We start from the raw sequence: 17,000 nt of genomic DNA, 5'->3' as shown, positions 1-17,000 counted from the left end.
AAAAATTTGCCTTTAAGGAGGTGATGGACCAAATAGTAGGACTGTTTTAGGCTGCTATTCGTCATTTTTTTCGCTGTACTTATTTATCTCATTTGTAGTATTTTTGACGTCTAGTAGTTTGCAAAAAAATTTAATAGGGGGTAAAAAAATGAAGAAGTATTTTCAAAAACTTGGTAGCTCGTTAATGTTACCGGTTGCCATATTACCTGCTGCCGCTCTCTTATTGGGTATTGGGTATTGGATTGATCCAACAGGCTGGGGCGCTGATAGTCCGTTAGCTGCCTTCTTAATCAAAGCTGGGGGCTCGATAATCGACAATATTCCGATTCTTTTTGCTGTTGGTGTGGCACTGGGAATGGCCAAAGAAAAGGATGGTTCCGCCGCACTCAGTGGTTTGGTTGCCTATCTAGTCGTAACAACCTTGCTTTCAACTGGGTCGGTAGCATTGCTGGAGGGAATTGATGCAGCAAAGGTTGACCCAGCGTTTGCAAAAATCGGAAATGCCTTCATCGGTATTCTTTCAGGTATTGTTGCTTCCATGATGTACAATCGTTTCAGTCATGTAAAACTGCCAGACGCATTTGCCTTCTTTAGCGGGAAACGCTTGGTACCAATTATGACAGCGGTTGCAATGTTAGTGGTATCTGGTGTATTATTCTTTGTTTGGCCAGTCATCTATACTGCTTTAGTTTCATTTGGTAAAACCATTAGTGATTTAGGTGCTGTTGGTGCAGGGCTTTACGGCTTCTTCAACCGACTGTTAATTCCAACTGGATTACACCATGCGTTAAACTCCGTATTCTGGTTTGACGTTGCCGGAATCAATGATATTGGGAACTTCTTATCAGGTAAAGGTGAAAAAGGTATTACAGGTATGTATCAAGCGGGCTTCTTCCCAGTTATGATGTTTGGGTTACCAGCAGCAGCATTAGCAATGGTTCATACCGCAAAAACAAAAAAGAGAAAACAAATCGCATCGTTAATGTTGGCAGCAGGCTTTGCTTCCTTCTTGACAGGGGTTACTGAACCAATCGAGTTTGCGTTCATGTTCTTAGCTCCAATGCTTTATCTTGTGCATGCCGTTTTAACGGGTCTATCATTGGCGATTGCAGCGGCCTTCCATTGGACTGCAGGATTTGCCTTTAGTGGCGGATTTATCGACTTTTTCTTAAGTTTACGAAATCCAATGGCAAATCAACCATATTGGCTAATTGTCCAAGGTTTAGTGTTTGCGGTGATTTACTACTTCTTATTCCGCTTTATCATTACCAAATTCGACTTAAAGACACCTGGTCGCGAAGATGATGATGAAGATGATGCTGAAGGAGTTTCAGTAGCAAAAGGCGAAAGCAAATTTGCTGCGATGGCAGCGCAAATTTATGAAGGCTTAGGCGGCGACGCAAACGTTGTGGCAGTTGATAATTGTGTAACACGTCTAAGAATGGAAGTAAAAGACATGAATGCCGTCGACCAAAAGAAGATTAAAGCGACAGGTGTACCGGGAATCAATATCGTGGGTCCACAGAGCATTCAAGTTATTGTCGGAACGAATGTCCAATTTGTTGCTGATGAAATTGTAAAAATCCGTAAGAAAAAATAGAGACGCAAAAACGCCTGGACTTTGAAGTATAGTCCAGGCGTTTTTTTACCGTTTTCTTAATCTTTCGATGTGAAGTGTTAGATATCCAAGTTCGTGTTCAGGCAGGTTGATTGCATGATTTTGGGCAAGGTTGTTGGCGACATCTTTGGCGCAACTGTAGGCCAACGGGAATTTAGTTATAATCATTTTCAGCATTTCATCATCGATGGTATTTGCTTCCTCATTGCTAATCCTTGAGATCGCAAAACGAAGATGAGTCATTAAGCGTTGATAAGAAAGATCATCATCATCGATGTTAATATGTAAGTAATCCTTGATCGTTTGCACCATGTCGCCAATAATAGCCGTTTGCCGAAGCGTTTGCTTCATGTCCCCGCCCTTAAGATTCGCGGTGTGAAGATGGAGGGCGATAAAGGCCGCTTCGTCGGGAGGCATTTTGATGCTGGTCTTTTTTTCAATATGTCTAAGTGCCCACATGCCGATATCAAATTCTTTTTTGTAAAGAATTTTTATTTCATGATACAGCTTATTTTTAAGATTAATTCCATCACGGACACGTTCAATGGCAAAGGATAAGTGGTCTGTGAGGGCAATGTGAATATGCTCGTTTAATTTACCTCCGAGGGCTTCTTCCGCGTAGGTGATAATTTCCTCTGAAAGGGCAAAATGCTCTTCAGGTATTTGGAGGAGTAGCTGCTGGAATTTCTCATTTTCCTTCATGACAAAAAGTTTCTCTATTTTACTAGGGTTAACAATATCATTTTTCTTTTTCTGAAAGGCGATTCCTGCCCCAATGGCAATCTTTTCTTCATGATGATCTGTAACAACAACGGCGTTGTTATTTAATATCTTTTTTATTTTCAAAATGAAACCACCTCCTTGATTTTTCTTCCAAACAGAGGATTAATGAGGTGGAATGATTTCATCTATCCGTAACTAGCCCAAATCATTCTTCTCTTATAGAACTTTCGTTATTATACCACCTTTTCCCTCTTTTCAAGTTGATAATCATGAAAATGTAGGGATATCATGGTTATAATGTCCTTTTTTAAAAAAATAGTTTAATCTAGAGTGGTATTGTTCTGTTTTAAATATACTAGAATAGGTGCAAATGATGAAAGAACATTATTATGATAAATTATTGAACATTAAAACAAAGGGCGGCCAGCATGATGGACCCCGCCCTTTTGCGAACAAGTTGTTGCACTACCATCCCTATGAACCGACCCCATATAGTGCGTTGGAGGAGTTATTTCACCATTACGAAGTGAAAAGCAGTGATCGCGTAGTTGATTTTGGCTGTGGGAAAGGGCGGTTGAATTTTTATCTCCATTATTTTTTCCATGTGGAAGTGGTTGGGGTGGAAATGAATGAGTCGCTCTATCAGGCCGCGATTGACAATCAGGGGAATTACGCAAGGAAGACGAAAAAGGAACGGGATCAAATACAGTTTCATTGCTGCCTGGCAGAAGAGTATGAGATCGATGCAAGGGACAATCGCTTTTATTTCTTTAATCCATTTTCCATACAGGTGTTTAGGAAGATTGTAGACAATATCCTGCTGTCAGTGGAGAAGGTGGTTCGGGAAATTGAACTGGTGTTGTATTATCCGTCTGAGGATTATATCTACTTTTTAGAAAATCAGACATCGTTTGGGTTGAAGGGGGAAGTCCAACTGCCTCATCTATATGAACAGAATCCTAATGAGAGATTTTTAATTTATCGTTTAGACTTTTAATGGAGGGCGGAGAATTTATGTACCACCGATTATGGAGCTTAGCAAATATATTGTTAATAGTAGTTTCGATTGTGTATATATGGTTTTTCCGTCCACATGATAGTTCGTTGGTTATTACTGGGCAGGTGTTGGCACAGGTTGCGGTCATTCTCTTTTTCATCAATATAAATATGTATTTTATCTTTTTAGTAATACGAAAGACATCTGTTCGGAAGGTGAAGATCAGACTCGCGAAATTTTCGCGTTATTTAATGAAGTGGCATATTAAGATCGCTCTACTTGGGGCAACAGTCATTATCGGACATGCGTTGATTAACTTTTACGAATTGGGACCGGTGATTGGCTATGGTCATTTAAAGATATGGAGCGGCTACCTTGCCATTTTGTTGCTGGGTACCACATTAGTAGCAGGATACCTGCGGCATAAAAAAGCCTCAGGCCTTCGCCGCAAATTCCACCTGATATCCGCCATGGCCTTCCTCGCCGCATTCCTCTTACACATGTTTGTGAGTATATAACAGTGGTAATAGTGGATAGGGTGACAGGCACCATTAACACTACACCAAAAGGGAGAAGGTTATGGACGTGAGTAATGAGGGAATGGTTGTAAGTAAACGGATTGATACGCTGGATTATTTGCGGGGGTTTGCTCTGATGGGAATTATTCTGGTGAATATCATCCCATTGCTTTCTGTGAAGCCGCCTTCGTCCCACTCGCTAGATGCTTCTTACTGGAGGTTTTTATATTTATTTGTGGAGGGCCGCTTTTATACGATTTTCACCTTCTTGTTTGGGGTTGGCTTTTATATGTTTATTACACGGGCGAACGCAAAAGGGAGGAACGGTCATGTTTTGTTTCTGAGGCGAATCGCCGCGTTATTTATTATCGGCTTGATCCATGTCCGATTCCATCCGGGTGAAGCGTTAACGGTTTATGCCGTGTGCGGGTTGTTTCTCTTGCCTTTCTATAAAGCTAATAAGATAGTGAATCTTGTGTTTGGAACTGCCATGCTTATCGTTTTGGGAATCTTTTCCTTTAAATTATTTATGGTTTTTCCGCTGATGTTATTGGGGATTTCGGCAGGGCAATTTCATGTGTTTGAGCGGCTTTCCCAAAACCGTAAATATATAGTTTTTTTCACAGCTATTATGCTTGTTTTAAGTATTATAGGCCTTATATATCAATACCAATACGCTCCCGTTTCATTTGGTTATGGTTCGGAAGCAGCTGTTAAAGGGACACAACATTTCCTTAACATTGGAATTTCAATCGGACCAATTGTTTCGGCGTTTTATGTGGGGCTCCTAGTTTTATTGGTCCAATCTCCATTTGTCCAAAAGGTATTATCTCCGTTGAAAAGCTACGGACGAATGGCGTTGTCCAACTATATTTCGCAAACAGCCCTCATTTATCTGGCTGGTATTGTGCTAAACCTATTCAACCATATTACCTACCTGCAAACCTTTTTCCTTTGTATAGTGATCTACATGGTCCAGTTTTTTTTCTCTGTCATCTGGCTGCGTTACTTTACGTATGGCCCATTGGAATGGATTTGGCGAGTGGTGACCTACTTGGAAAGACCACCGCTTAGAAAACCAATAAAAGAATATAACTAATGTCATAAGCTTATAAAGGGTGACAGGCACCATTTTGAAAATACTTCTTTTCTTTAATGAAAAATTCTGTAAAATGGAGATTGATAGAATTTTAGATGTGTTTGGGGCGATCTCTATGGTGAAGTGTTTCCCGATTTTTGGAGAAGAAAAGGAATCGGTTGTCTATAATCCTGATGAATTAATGGACCTTTTTCTTAATAGTACGGCAGATGGAATTTGTATTGTTGATATGGAGAATCGGTTTATTCGAATAAATCCTATGTATACGAAGATTTTTGGTTATATAGAAGAGGATGTTTTAGGGAGAACATTCGAAGAATTTCCCAATCCTGACACTGTAAAAGAAATAATGGCGGCAGTCAAACGTGGCGAAGCCTTTCATAATATGAACGCACAACGCAAACATAAAGACGGTACCATTCTTGATGTTGCTGTTTCCTATTCTCCTTTTCGTAATTTAAAGGGTGAAATCATTGCCATTATCGCCGTTTATCGTGATATTACTGAGCGGTTAAATATGGAAAGGGAATTGAAAAGAACGCGTGAATTGTATCGATTAATTACCGAAAATACAGCAGATATGATTAAGCTTTATTCAAAGGATAAGAAAATTGTCTATGCATCACCCTCACATGAAAAAGGGATTGGGTATACACCGGAGCAACTGATCGGCAGAAAAGCATATGATCTTATTTTACCGGAGGAAATAGAGTATTTTGATACTATTTGTAAGGAAATATCTGAAACAGGTGAGCCCCGGCTATTTCAGATAAAAATAAAAACAGGCACTAATGATATAATCGATTCTGAGACCACTATTTCCCCCATTCATAATGATCAGGGGGAGATTGAATCCTTTGTTACGGTTGGTCGGAATATTACGGACAGGATAAAAAACGATGATGCGCTCCGTAATTTAGACCGCCTTTCTATCACAGGTCAATTAGCCGCCGGAGTAGCGCATGAAATTCGTAACCCATTGACTTCCTTAAAGGGGTTTTCGAAACTATTAAAGGGGACAACCAATAAGGAAAAGCAAGAGGACTATTTATCGATTATCATGAATGAACTTGATCGAATCGATATGATTGTCAACGAATTTATGTCCCTTGCCAAACCACAAGCGATTCAATTTGAGCGGGAAAGTCTACATACCATTCTTGAGAGCACGGTTAAAATTCTCCATCCACAAGCATTGCTGCATAATGTGCAAATCATAAATCGTTACCATACAAATGAGATTGATTTACTTTGTATTCCGCACCAATTGAAACAAGTTTTTGTTAACTTTTTGAAAAACGCCATTGAATCGATGCAGTTCGGCGGGACTGTACATATCGATGTACAAAAGGTGGGGGAGAAGAGAGTCCAAATCGGATTTACCGATGAAGGTATTGGCATCGATACCGAGGTTATGGGCTATTTGGGGACACCGTTCTACACGACCAAGGATAAAGGAATTGGACTTGGCCTAACGGTCAGTAACAAAATCATCCAAGAACATAACGGCACCATGAAAATCGAAAGCCAGCTCGGTAAAGGTACCACCGTAAAGGTAGAATTGAACTATATCTAATATGGTTATCGTAGCAAGGGTGTCAGGCACCACTTTCGTGGTGCCTGACACCCTTTAATGCGCTTATTTGGTGTACCGGTTCGCGTAGCTTGAGGCGACGAAGGCGTTGGGTTTGATTTTCGGTTCTACTCCCATGGATTCCATGCGGGTGACCATTTCTTTGACGAATTCACTTGTTTTATTTCGTTTGCCTGCGCCTATATCGATATGCCCTTCCATTGTAAAGGTCGCCCCTTGGTATAAATGAGGGAGGACGACCGCAATCAATTCATTTTTCCTTTCCTCCGTAAACATCGAGACGATTTCCTCGGTTAAGGAGAGTTCTAAAGAAATCCGCTCGTGTAAATGCATCATTTTCCTTGGAACCTTCATCTTTGAAATGCATGCCCACACACCATTTCCCTTATTTTGAATGACAATGCCCGTGATAAAAAGGGTATATGATTTATGCACTTGTGAATCTGTTCCCACCATTAGGCGAAAATTCCCTTTCGGATCACTTTTCATAAATGTAACAATTCGTTCAAAAACCTGTTCGAACGGCAAATCATTCTCTTGAAGATTTTGAAACGAATGATGATAAGCCGGGGGATTCTTCATAAATATGCACCACATCTTTCCCTTCAAATTAGTCGTAATTCTTATTCCTATCTTATGGAAAGTGGTTTATTGTCGTGCAACCTTCAAGGACATTAGCTCCGCTCAAAAACAATTATTTGCCTAACAATATTTGTGCCAGTCCATCATTTAATAAAGAAACGACCTTTATATTGATTGGAATGATGGGGAATGGCAAAAAGAAACCGAGGAAAGACGATCAGCTACCTTCCTGCAAATGGACGTGGGACATGCCCGCTGTGCGAAAGAACTGGAGTAAAACTCCTGTATCCATATAAGACAGAAACAAACCAAACCATCAAAGTCTGCAAAAACTGCCGCCATAAATAAAAAGGATCGGGCGATTTTCTTTCTTCGCCCAATCCTTTCTATGTTTTTAACTGAAACAGGTTATGATTTTTTCCTTGAGACTCTGACAACGTTGAGGATACTCGCTGCTAAACCGCCCCAGATGATGACCATTCCGATTCCCATCATTGTTAATGCGCTGGCTGACATGTTAAGCAACCTCCTTTTTTTCAGACGTTTTCTCTGAAGATTTCCAGCCTTTTATGGATAGTAGGATGGCGATAACGATGGTCGCTGCGACTACGAACAATCCGGCATAAAGAATAAGGGATGTCGGGTAACTTTCGTAATTTTGCTTTACGTTCTGGCGGATGTTGTCAAACATCATGTAACCAAGCACTAGCGGCGTTACGAAACTGATGCACACCTTCCACCATGAACCAATCCGTATATCAGAAACCTCATTTGTATGCGACTGCAAACCGTTTAATTCCTTAAAGAACCAAGCAATTAATAGTACTTCTACTAAGCCAGCTAAAACAACACCAAAGTTATTAATGAAATAATCGACCACATCAAGTAAATAAAGGCCGCCGTTTGTGGCAAAGAGTAATGAGATAACAGTAGCGACAAGACCACCTGTCAATACAGCTTTTGTCCGAGATATATTGAATTTCTCCTGAACGCCAGCCACAAATGTCTCTACAATGGAGATCAGTGATGTCATTCCGGCAAAAACAAGGGAAAGGAAGAACAAGACTCCGAATAATCCATTCATGCCAGGGAACTCATTTATGATGCTAGGGAAAACAACGAATGCAAGACCAATGCCACTGCTAACCACTTCATCAATTGGTACACCTTGCTGTTTCGCCATAAATCCTAATGCAGCAAAAACACCAATTCCTGAAAGCAATTCAAATCCTGAATTAGCAAAAGCCGTAATAAATGCATTATTACTAATATCCGATTTTTTTGGTAGATAGCTAGAATAAGTTAGCATGATGGCAAAACCGATGGATAATGAGAAGAATATTTGTCCATAAGCTGCGATCCATACTTTTCCGTTAAAAATCATATCCCAGTTGGGTTTAAAGAAGGCATTTAAACCTTCAGTTGCACCATCAAGTGTTACAGCACGAACGACGATGATCATAAACATAACGACAAGGGTTGGAAGGAAGATCTTATTTAGTTTTTCGATTCCTTTCGACACGCCTCGATAAAGAACAAACAGAGTAACTGCCCAAACAAATAGCAACGGAATGACGACACCCGGAACCAAACTTCCAATCTCTCCGGGCTTATCGGATAATTTTAATACTTTTCCAAATAAGAATTTACCTGGATCTGAGCCCCACTGGGTACCAAATGAAAAGATGGTGTATTTAATCGCCCACGCCACGATGACGGCATAATAGGTACAAATGACGAAGGAGATTAGAACCTGCCACCAACCAAGCCATTCTGCCTTCTTATTGATCCGAAACAGTGAAAGTGGTGCCGAACCTCTATATTTATGTCCAATGGTAAATTCCATTATGAGAATGGGGATTCCTGCGGTTAATAAGGCGAATAAATAAGGTAAGAAAAATGCCCCTCCACCGTTTTCATAGGCAACAGCAGGGAACCTCCAAATATTCCCTAATCCGACTGCCGAGCCAACGGCTGCCATAATAAAGCCGTATCTTGATCCCCATTGCTGTCGATTTTCCATAAGTAATTCCTCCTAAACAATATCACTATTGTAAAAATTCAGATAATTATTTCGTTATCTTAATATACCTTTAATTTTGGAGTATGTCAAAGGGTTTTTGTCGAATTTTCGGTCAATTTTGTCATTTACAGCGGTAAAGAGTAAAAATATCAACAATCCTCACTACTTTGGTTCGTCATCACAGTAAGCTGTATTATTTTTAATTGTTAACTGATTATATATTTTGGTTGACAATGACGTATCCCACCATTTATTTTAGAGTTATAAGAAATTATTTCATTTTTGAAGTGGGGAACGAATATGAAGAAATTAAGGGCACTTGATTTAACGCTTGCGGGAATGTTTGTAGCACTAATGGCCATTGGTGCGAACATTGCTACGATAGCTCCGTTTTTACAAGTTGGCGGGGTTCCGATTACGTTGCAAACTTTTTTTGCTATTTTAGCAGGGGCTATTTTGGGCAGCCGGTTAGGATCGATAGCGATGACTGTTTATATGTTAGTGGGTTTTGTGGGGGTTCCGGTCTTTGCCGGTTTTATCGGAGGTCCTTCCATTATCTTTAGGCCTACCTTCGGCTTTATTATTTCCTATATATTCACTGCTTTTATCATTGGAAAGATTGTCGAGAAGAAGAAAAGTATGGCCGCCTTTATCATCGCATCCTTACTAGGAATGGCAGTAAACTATCTATTCGGAACAAACTGGATGTACTATGCATATAAACTCTGGGCGGCAGCACCGGAAGGATTTACATACAAAATGGCATGGCTATGGATGGTTGCCCCGCTGCCAAAGGACATCATCCTTGCCGTCTGCGCCGGAATCATGGCCCATCGCCTAGAAAAAACCGTCCTCTCAAAAGGGCATTTCAAACATTTAAAACGTGCATCATAGCGTAATGGTGACAGGCACCATAAAAAGACACTGTCCACATGGGGTGGACACCAAAACGAAAGAAGCGGCTGGTTGATCCGCTTCTTTTGTTAGATTGCTTTTGAGGGGGAAAGGCCGTTTATGGCAGAAACTTTGTTTCTTCCGGATTGTTTGGATTGGAACATTAGTTGGTCTGCTAGAATATAGGCTTTTTCCATGGAGAGCTGTTCATGAACTTTATAGAAATAGAGACCAAATGAAGCTGTATAGGAAATTGAAATCTCCGCCCCGTTGAACTCCACATTGACTAAATTGCGTTCAAGTCCTTTTTGCATCCTTTTCACAAGCTCCTCCGTCTGATCAAAGCTTCTGTTTCTTAGACAAAGCGTAAATTCCTCCCCGCCGCTTCTAAACAAATAATCCTCTTTCGAGAGATAGGTTTTTAAGGCAGCTGCAAAGTGCTGAATCACTTTATCGCCCACGGCGTGATTGAAACTATCATTAATTCTCTTGAATTTATCAATATCACATACGACAATGCCGATATTTTCACCTGTTTGATTTAACTCCGCCATTTTTTTATCCATGAAGGTACGGTTGGAAACGCCCGTCAAAAAGTCTGTATAGGCCATTTGTTCAAATTGGTCTCGTTCAAGCTTATTTTGAATACTTTGAGACTTTGAATAAAACGAGCGGCTAACGATGTAATTCAATATAAATACGCTAATCAACCATTCCCATTTCCCGTCTTGGAGAAATAGCAGCAGCAGGCCATTGGTGATCGCAACCTTGCCGTAATCAAGCAAGCTTATACTTTTAAAAATAAACTCGAACCCTTCCTTAAATGATTGCAGCTCGCCCAAAATAATAAATACAATCACCATGAAAGTACCAGATAAATAGGAGGAAATACAAACCAATAAGAAGATCAGGATCCAGAAGCCAAAGGGAAGTGTTTCGAAACTACTATGAAAGTACTGGAATAGTAGAAAGGCCAGTGAGTTAGTAATAACAAAACAGCCAATATTATAAAACGTATCAAAAAATTCGCTGGGATCGGCTGTTTTAGTCCACTTTCGATAAAAATAAACCGAAAAGCGATAAATCGTCTCAAATACAAATAAGCCGAGCGGCCCGGCAAAAAGCACCATTGCTAAATCATAACTAATTCCATAGTCAATATTGATACTGCCATTTTTGTAAAATACCCTTAGACGATAGTATAAACTAGCAAAAAACCAGAATATGAGTAAGGTCTTTATATAGTTGGAATTGGTAACCAAAAGTCCGGATGAACTTAAAGCGACTACCAATGCAGTCAGAAAGAGCGTTGTGTCGTATAACCTTGCTTTAACCATCGTAGTTAAATCCCTTCCAAAAGTTTGATGAAGTAAGCCAATATATGCTTTTAATTTACAGGGCAAGGTAATGTCGAACCTGTACTTCTATTTTACATAATATTTCTGTATATAACGACCTATTTTTTACATTATTGCGATTATATCATATTTTCAAAAAACAATATTCCATAAATTGGCTTGCTGCCGGTTTATTCAAGTAATCGCCACCACTGGAAACTTCATACATTGCCATATTTCTGAGAATTTGTTAAATTATATCGGTATATCAAAAGAAGAGATAAAGAGGGAGATGAGAAAATGAAGATAATTGAAAGTTTTGTGAATGGAACCAATACATTGCTGTGGTCATATGTTCTAATCATTTTATTAATTGGCTCAGGGCTTTATTTTACTTTCCGGTCAAAGTTTGTTCAGTTCCGAATGGTGGGCGAGATGTTCCGCTTAATGGGGGAAGGAGCAACGGGCGATAAGAAGGGGATATCATCCTTTCAAGCCTTTTGTATCAGCACAGCTTCGCGCGTTGGAACGGGGAATCTGGCAGGTGTAGCGATTGCAATCACTACCGGCGGACCGGGAGCCGTATTTTGGATGTGGCTAATTGCGTTGATTGGATCGGCCTCTGCATTTGTGGAAAGTACTCTGGCACAAATTTTCAAGGTGAAGGATGGAGACACTTTCCGAGGCGGACCTGCTTATTATATGGAAAAAGCATTAAATGCCCGCTGGATGGGGGTCACATTTGCCGTCCTAATCTCACTCACGTTTGGACTGGCTTTTAACTCTGTTCAAGCAAACACGATTACAAGTTCATTAAACAATTCCTTTGGATTTAATAAAACGATAGTGGCGATTGTGCTATCTGTTATTACGGCAGTGATCATTTTTGGTGGACTTAAACGAATTGCCAAAGTGGCAGAATGGATGGTACCGGTTATGGCAGGTGCCTATATTTTAATTGCCTTATATATCATGGTCACAAATCTTTCTGAAATTCCCGGTGTGTTTAAGTTGATCTTTGAAAGTGCCTTTGGCATTAAAGAAGCAGCTGGGGGAGCAATTGGTGCCGCGATGATGAACGGAATTAAACGTGGTTTGTTTTCAAACGAAGCTGGTATGGGTAGTGCACCGAACGCAGCAGCTACGGCAGAAGTTAGCCACCCTGTCAAACAAGGTTTGATTCAATCGCTTGGTGTATTCGTCGACACCCTTGTTATTTGCAGCTCGACAGCATTTATTATTCTTTTATCAGGCCTTTATACGTCTAAAGAAGGTAATGGAATTATCTTAACGCAAAATGCACTTGAGGGATCATTAGGATCGTGGGCAGGAATTTTCCTTGCGGTCATCGTATTTTTATTTGCCTTCAGTTCTGTGGTCGGCAACTACTATTATGGTGAATCCAATATTGATTTTATAAAAAATAACAAGGTGGTTCTCAACCTATACCGTGTGGCAGTAGTTGGAATGGTTGCCTTCGGTTCACTGGCGGAACTAAGCTTTGTTTGGAGCCTTGCCGATTTATTCATGGGACTGATGGCGATCATCAACTTAATCGCAGTTCTTCTTCTTGGGAAAATTGCTTTCGCGGCACTAGCCGATTATAAAAAGCAAAAGGCGAACGGTCAAAATCCAGTATTCTACACTTCTAATATAGAAGGACTTAAAAACGTAGAAGCATGGGAAGCCGCCCCAACAAATGTAAAACCGAAGAGAAAACTAGGCTAATAATGTGTAAATAGTGGAAAGGGTGACAGGCACCGCATGCGGTGCCTGTCACCCTTTTTTGTTGGTATAAAGTGTATTTAATTTTCCCTTCTTTTTCCCCTGATCGGATAATATCTTTAGGATGAAGGTTGCGTCTTAAACGATTGGGGGCAGATCATGAGGGAAGAAATATTTATGAAGATGGCGGTTGATGTGGCCTATGACAATGTAATTACTAACGGTGGAGGTCCGTTTGGAGCCGTAATCGTTAAAAATGGGCAGGTGATTAGTGTCGGGCGTAACCAGGTGACCACCCTAAAGGATCCGACTGCACACGCCGAAATGCAAGCTATCCGGGCGGCATGTAAGGTTTTGAATAGCTTTCAATTAACAGATTGTGAACTTTATACGAGCTGTGAGCCGTGCCCGATGTGCCTTGGAGCTATTTTTTGGGCGAGACTAAAAATAGTGTACTATGGTTGTACGAATGAGGATGCAGCGAAGATTGGATTTGACGATCAATTTATCTATCAACAACTAAACCTGCCCCCGAATCAGCGAAGTATCCCAATGTTCCGAGTCCTCCCGCCCAATACATATGCACCCTTCAACGCTTGGATCAGCAAACCAAATAAGAAGAACTATTAAAGGGTGTCAGGCACCACTTATGGACACCTTTCCACCTGTGGTGGACACAGCAAAAAGGCATTATCCATTTGATGATGCCTTTTTGCTGTGATAGTGAGTCGGCGTATGGGAAATGAATCAATCGATTCATTAAATTTATTGAAAACGCCTAAATAGTCTGTAAAATAGTTTTTGTATACTATATAAAGCAATGAAAGTGGGATACATATGTCAATAATGCCAAAAATAGACTGGCTAACAGATCTAAATGTATTTGCTGTAAATCGCCTCCCCGCCCATTCTGACCATGTTTATTACGAAACAATGGAGGAAGCAACAGCTGCTGCCACAATGAAGATGCGGCATGATTTGAACGGAAATTGGAAATTCACTTATAGTATTAATCCAGACAACCGTCCCGCCCATTTCTACAAACGCGATTTCAATTGTTCAGGATGGGGAGATATCTCCGTTCCTGGGCATATTCAACTGCAAGGCTACGGTCAGCTGCAATATGTAAATACGATGTACCCATGGGATGGTCATAACGAAATTCGTCCTCCAGAAATTCCTACAGATCAGAACCCAGTTGGTAGCTATGTGAAATTTTTTAGCATCCCCACTCATATGCATAACAAGCCATTGTACATTTCCTTTCAAGGTGTAGAATCGGCCTTTTATGTTTGGTTAAACGGGGAGTTTGTCGGTTATAGTGAGGACTCCTTCACACCGGCAGAGTTTGACCTTACCCCGTTTCTAGTGGATGGAGAGAATAAGCTTGCCGTTGAGGTTTATCAGCGGAGTACAGGAAGTTGGCTAGAGGATCAGGATTTTTGGCGATTTTCAGGAATCTTCCGTGATGTTTATCTGTATACCGTTCCGGAAATTCATGCAAGCGATGTACATGTTCACCCGGAATTGGATGCAACTTTTACAAAAGGAATGCTTACAGCAGATCTATTGCTTCAAGGATCAGCTCCTTTAAAAATAACCGCTGAATTAGTTGATGCCATGGGCGTTCTTGTTGCATCTGCAGATGGGAGAGAGATCGAAGGAAATTGGTCGATAAACATGTCTGTTGATAATCCCAAGCTTTGGAGTGCAGAAAGTCCTTATTTGTATAAATTATCTATTCAAATCTATAACGAGTCTGGAAGTTTAGTAGAAGTTGTCCCGCAGCGAGTGGGATTTAGAAGATTTGAACTCGTCGATAAAATCATGCGTCTAAACGGAAAACGGATTGTGTTTAAAGGAGTAAATCGCCATGAATTTAATCCCCGCCGCGGCCGTGCCGTTACGAAGGAAGATATGTTATGGGATATTAAAACACTGAAGCGACATAACATAAATGCAGTTCGTACATCTCATTATCCGAACCAAACATATTGGTATGAATTATGTGACGAATACGGAATCTATGTCATCGATGAAATGAATCTTGAAACCCATGGATCATGGCAAAAGATGGGGGTCGTTGAACCCTCATGGAACATCCCAGGGAATAAGCTGGAATGGCAAGATATTATCATGGATCGAGCCATCTCGATGGTGGAACGGGATAAAAACCATCCTTCAATTTTGATCTGGTCCTGTGGGAACGAGTCCTATGCGGGTGAGGTGATCTTAAACGTTTCTCATTATTTCAGAAAAGTTGATCCGAGCCGCCTGGTGCATTATGAAGGAGTATTCCATAATCGTGATTACAATGACACGAGCGATATCGAAAGTCGGATGTATGCTAAACCTGCTGATATTATAGAATATTTGAACGACAATCCAGAGAAGCCATACATTAGCTGCGAATATATGCATGCGATGGGAAATTCGCTTGGCGGCATGTATAAGTATACGGATTTGGAGCAGAGATATCCGATGTATCAAGGGGGTTTTATTTGGGATTATATTGATCAGGCGATTTATAAGAAGGATCGTTACGGTAACGAATTCCTGGCATATGGGGGTGACTTTGATGATCGGCCTACGGATTACGGTTTTTGTACAAATGGCATTGTGTATGCCAATCGTGTGCTTTCTCCGAAAATGCAGGAAGTTAAATTTTTATACCTGGACTTCAAGCTTGTGACTGACCAAACAGGTGTGACAATCAAAAATGAAAGTCTTTTCTCCAATACAGAAGCCTTTGTATTGGAATATGCTCTCTTCCTTGAGGGGAAGGAATTGTACCGAAATACTATGATTACAGCCGTTGAACCCCAAAATGATGGCCGTTTCGAATTTACTTGGCCTTCCAACATTGCAGCCGATTCAGGTGAGTATTCTATTCAAACCTCACTAAAACTAAAGGAAAACATGGTTTGGGCGGAAACGGGCTATGAGATTGCCTTTGGTCAATTCATTTTTCAAAAAGATTCAAAAGAGTTGGGGGTACCAAGTGGAGATTTGCGGATTGTACAGGGTGATGTCCAGATTGGCGTTCATGGCAGAGATTTCACAGTAATGTTTTCGAAGCAGGTGGGAAGTTTAGTGTCCTTAAGATATGCGGGTCGTGAAATGATGGCCCAGCCTCCGACACCTCTATTCTGGAGGGCAACAACAGACAATGATCGAGGCTTTTCACAAGGCTTTCATTCCGGGCTTTGGTATGCAGCAAGCTTAGCGAGGAAATGTGTGGATATTCAGATGAAAGAACACAACAATCATGTCGAAGTGTATTTTTCCTATAAATTCTCGATTAACACCGACATTGAGGTTACTACCGTCTATACCGTATTTGCCGATGGAAGTGTCCGTGTGAAACATACGTATAAAGGGGCTGAGAATTTGCCGCAGCTGCCGATTTTTGCCGTATCGTTTAAGGTGCCGGCAGATTATGACCAGCTAGAGTGGTATGCAATGGGCCCTGAGGAAAATTACTGTGATCGGTCGATGGGGGCAAGACTTGGTATCTTTACCAATCAAGTGAAAGACAATTTATCAGGATATGTGATGCCACAAGAATCTGGAAACCGAACTGGAGTCCGCCATGTCTGCGTTAGAAACAGCAATGGCCAAGGGATGAAAATTTCCTCTGTTGGCAAACCGTTGGAATGCACTGTTTCGCCATTTACGGCATTCGAACTTGAAAATGCCCAACATGTATACGAGCTTCCGAATATCCATTATACCGTTGTAACGGTGGCCGGCAGACAGATGGGGGTAGGCGGGGACGACAGCTGGGGGGCGCCCGTTCATGATGAACACCTGATTGAAGCCGACAGGGAGATGGAATTTGAATTTAGGATTGAAAGAATCTAGTTTTCAATTTGAAAAGAGCCTGGGGA

14 protein-coding genes are annotated in these 17,000 nt (G+C 40.9%); 9 read left to right on the top strand and 5 right to left on the bottom strand.

The annotated features are described in order from the left end of the window. The first annotated feature begins 148 nt into the window (after positions 1-148). Positions 149-1,600, top strand: coding sequence for an N-acetylglucosamine-specific PTS transporter subunit IIBC (gene nagE, locus G6554_RS15580; RefSeq protein ID WP_166243467.1), 1,452 nt, complete (start codon positions 149-151; stop codon positions 1,598-1,600). A gap of 45 nt (positions 1,601-1,645) precedes the next feature. Here nagE and G6554_RS15575 read toward each other — a convergent pair whose 3' ends face one another. After that, positions 1,646-2,464, bottom strand: a complete 819-nt coding sequence (locus tag G6554_RS15575; RefSeq protein ID WP_166243465.1) for a PRD domain-containing protein — start codon at positions 2,462-2,464, stop codon at positions 1,646-1,648. Positions 2,465-2,714: 250 nt separating this feature from the next. On the opposite strand from G6554_RS15575, the gene G6554_RS15570 reads away from it, so the two are divergent. The 4 genes from G6554_RS15570 to G6554_RS15555 all read left to right on the top strand — a co-directional run bounded on the left by G6554_RS15570 (position 2,715) and on the right by G6554_RS15555 (position 6,531). Then, complete coding sequence (locus G6554_RS15570) at positions 2,715-3,338, top strand: class I SAM-dependent methyltransferase (protein WP_166243547.1); 624 nt, start codon at positions 2,715-2,717, stop codon at positions 3,336-3,338. A gap of 17 nt (positions 3,339-3,355) precedes the next feature. Beyond that, positions 3,356-3,856 carry a hypothetical protein gene (locus tag G6554_RS15565; RefSeq protein WP_166243463.1) on the top strand — a complete coding sequence of 167 codons (501 nt, stop codon included), beginning with the start codon at positions 3,356-3,358 and terminating at the stop codon, positions 3,854-3,856. A gap of 61 nt (positions 3,857-3,917) precedes the next feature. After that, the gene (locus G6554_RS15560) at positions 3,918-4,955 is read left to right on the top strand and encodes a DUF418 domain-containing protein (RefSeq protein WP_242637741.1); all 1,038 of its coding nucleotides are present in this window, start codon (positions 3,918-3,920) and stop codon (positions 4,953-4,955) included. 115 nt (positions 4,956-5,070) lie between these two features. Then, positions 5,071-6,531: a PAS domain-containing sensor histidine kinase gene (locus G6554_RS15555; RefSeq protein ID WP_166243461.1), complete on the top strand. Its 1,461-nt coding sequence runs from the start codon at positions 5,071-5,073 to the stop codon at positions 6,529-6,531. A gap of 63 nt (positions 6,532-6,594) precedes the next feature. Here G6554_RS15555 and G6554_RS15550 read toward each other — a convergent pair whose 3' ends face one another. From G6554_RS15550 to G6554_RS15540, 3 genes are all read right to left on the bottom strand, one after another. Beyond that, positions 6,595-7,131 (bottom strand): ribonuclease H-like YkuK family protein, encoded by a 537-nt coding sequence (locus tag G6554_RS15550; RefSeq protein ID WP_166243459.1) that lies wholly within the window; start codon positions 7,129-7,131, stop codon positions 6,595-6,597. A 408-nt stretch (positions 7,132-7,539) separates the two neighbouring features. Beyond that, entirely contained in the window at positions 7,540-7,647 is a 108-nt protein-coding gene (locus G6554_RS15545) for a methionine/alanine import family NSS transporter small subunit (protein ID WP_166243456.1), read from the bottom strand. Position 7,648: 1 nt separating this feature from the next. After that, positions 7,649-9,154, bottom strand: a complete 1,506-nt coding sequence (locus G6554_RS15540) for a sodium-dependent transporter (protein ID WP_166243452.1) — start codon at positions 9,152-9,154, stop codon at positions 7,649-7,651. 300 nt (positions 9,155-9,454) lie between these two features. Here G6554_RS15540 and G6554_RS15535 point away from each other — a divergent pair, with 300 nt between their 5' ends. After that, positions 9,455-10,048, top strand: a complete 594-nt coding sequence (locus G6554_RS15535) for a biotin transporter BioY (protein WP_166243450.1) — start codon at positions 9,455-9,457, stop codon at positions 10,046-10,048. An 89-nt stretch (positions 10,049-10,137) separates the two neighbouring features. Here the strand turns inward: G6554_RS15535 and G6554_RS15530 are convergent, their stop codons facing one another. After that, positions 10,138-11,385, bottom strand: coding sequence for a GGDEF domain-containing protein (locus G6554_RS15530; protein ID WP_166243448.1), 1,248 nt, complete (start codon positions 11,383-11,385; stop codon positions 10,138-10,140). A 300-nt stretch (positions 11,386-11,685) separates the two neighbouring features. On the opposite strand from G6554_RS15530, the gene G6554_RS15525 reads away from it, so the two are divergent. The 3 genes from G6554_RS15525 (at position 11,686) to lacZ (ending at position 16,974) form a co-directional block, all read left to right on the top strand. Next, positions 11,686-13,113, top strand: a complete 1,428-nt coding sequence (locus G6554_RS15525) for an alanine/glycine:cation symporter family protein (protein ID WP_166243446.1) — start codon at positions 11,686-11,688, stop codon at positions 13,111-13,113. Between the two features lie 156 nt (positions 13,114-13,269). Then, positions 13,270-13,740 (top strand): nucleoside deaminase, encoded by a 471-nt coding sequence (locus tag G6554_RS15520; RefSeq protein WP_166243444.1) that lies wholly within the window; start codon positions 13,270-13,272, stop codon positions 13,738-13,740. A 207-nt stretch (positions 13,741-13,947) separates the two neighbouring features. Next, entirely contained in the window at positions 13,948-16,974 is a 3,027-nt protein-coding gene (gene lacZ, locus G6554_RS15515) for a beta-galactosidase, LacZ type (protein WP_166243442.1), read from the top strand. Positions 16,975-17,000 lie beyond the last annotated feature (26 nt).

This window comes from Bacillus sp. MM2020_4, from assembly GCF_011250555.1.
In the GTDB taxonomy this organism is placed as follows: domain Bacteria; phylum Bacillota; class Bacilli; order Bacillales; family Cytobacillaceae; genus Neobacillus.
The sequence above is the reverse complement of the archived record's forward strand: the minus strand, read 5'-3'. Positions and strand labels throughout refer to the sequence as shown.

Coding starts and splice junctions, on each gene's coding strand:
- nagE (WP_166243467.1), top strand. CDS start 149: ATGAAGAAGTATTTTCAAAAACTTGGTAGCTCGTTAATGTTACCGGTT.
- G6554_RS15525 (WP_166243446.1), top strand. CDS start 11,686: ATGAAGATAATTGAAAGTTTTGTGAATGGAACCAATACATTGCTGTGG.
- G6554_RS15540 (WP_166243452.1), bottom strand. CDS start 9,154: ATGGAAAATCGACAGCAATGGGGATCAAGATACGGCTTTATTATGGCA.
- G6554_RS15530 (WP_166243448.1), bottom strand. CDS start 11,385: ATGGTTAAAGCAAGGTTATACGACACAACGCTCTTTCTGACTGCATTG.
- lacZ (WP_166243442.1), top strand. CDS start 13,948: ATGTCAATAATGCCAAAAATAGACTGGCTAACAGATCTAAATGTATTT.
- G6554_RS15565 (WP_166243463.1), top strand. CDS start 3,356: ATGTACCACCGATTATGGAGCTTAGCAAATATATTGTTAATAGTAGTT.
- G6554_RS15520 (WP_166243444.1), top strand. CDS start 13,270: ATGAGGGAAGAAATATTTATGAAGATGGCGGTTGATGTGGCCTATGAC.
- G6554_RS15535 (WP_166243450.1), top strand. CDS start 9,455: ATGAAGAAATTAAGGGCACTTGATTTAACGCTTGCGGGAATGTTTGTA.
- G6554_RS15545 (WP_166243456.1), bottom strand. CDS start 7,647: ATGTCAGCCAGCGCATTAACAATGATGGGAATCGGAATGGTCATCATC.
- G6554_RS15555 (WP_166243461.1), top strand. CDS start 5,071: ATGGTGAAGTGTTTCCCGATTTTTGGAGAAGAAAAGGAATCGGTTGTC.
- G6554_RS15550 (WP_166243459.1), bottom strand. CDS start 7,131: ATGAAGAATCCCCCGGCTTATCATCATTCGTTTCAAAATCTTCAAGAG.
- G6554_RS15570 (WP_166243547.1), top strand. CDS start 2,715: ATGAAAGAACATTATTATGATAAATTATTGAACATTAAAACAAAGGGC.
- G6554_RS15560 (WP_242637741.1), top strand. CDS start 3,918: ATGGACGTGAGTAATGAGGGAATGGTTGTAAGTAAACGGATTGATACG.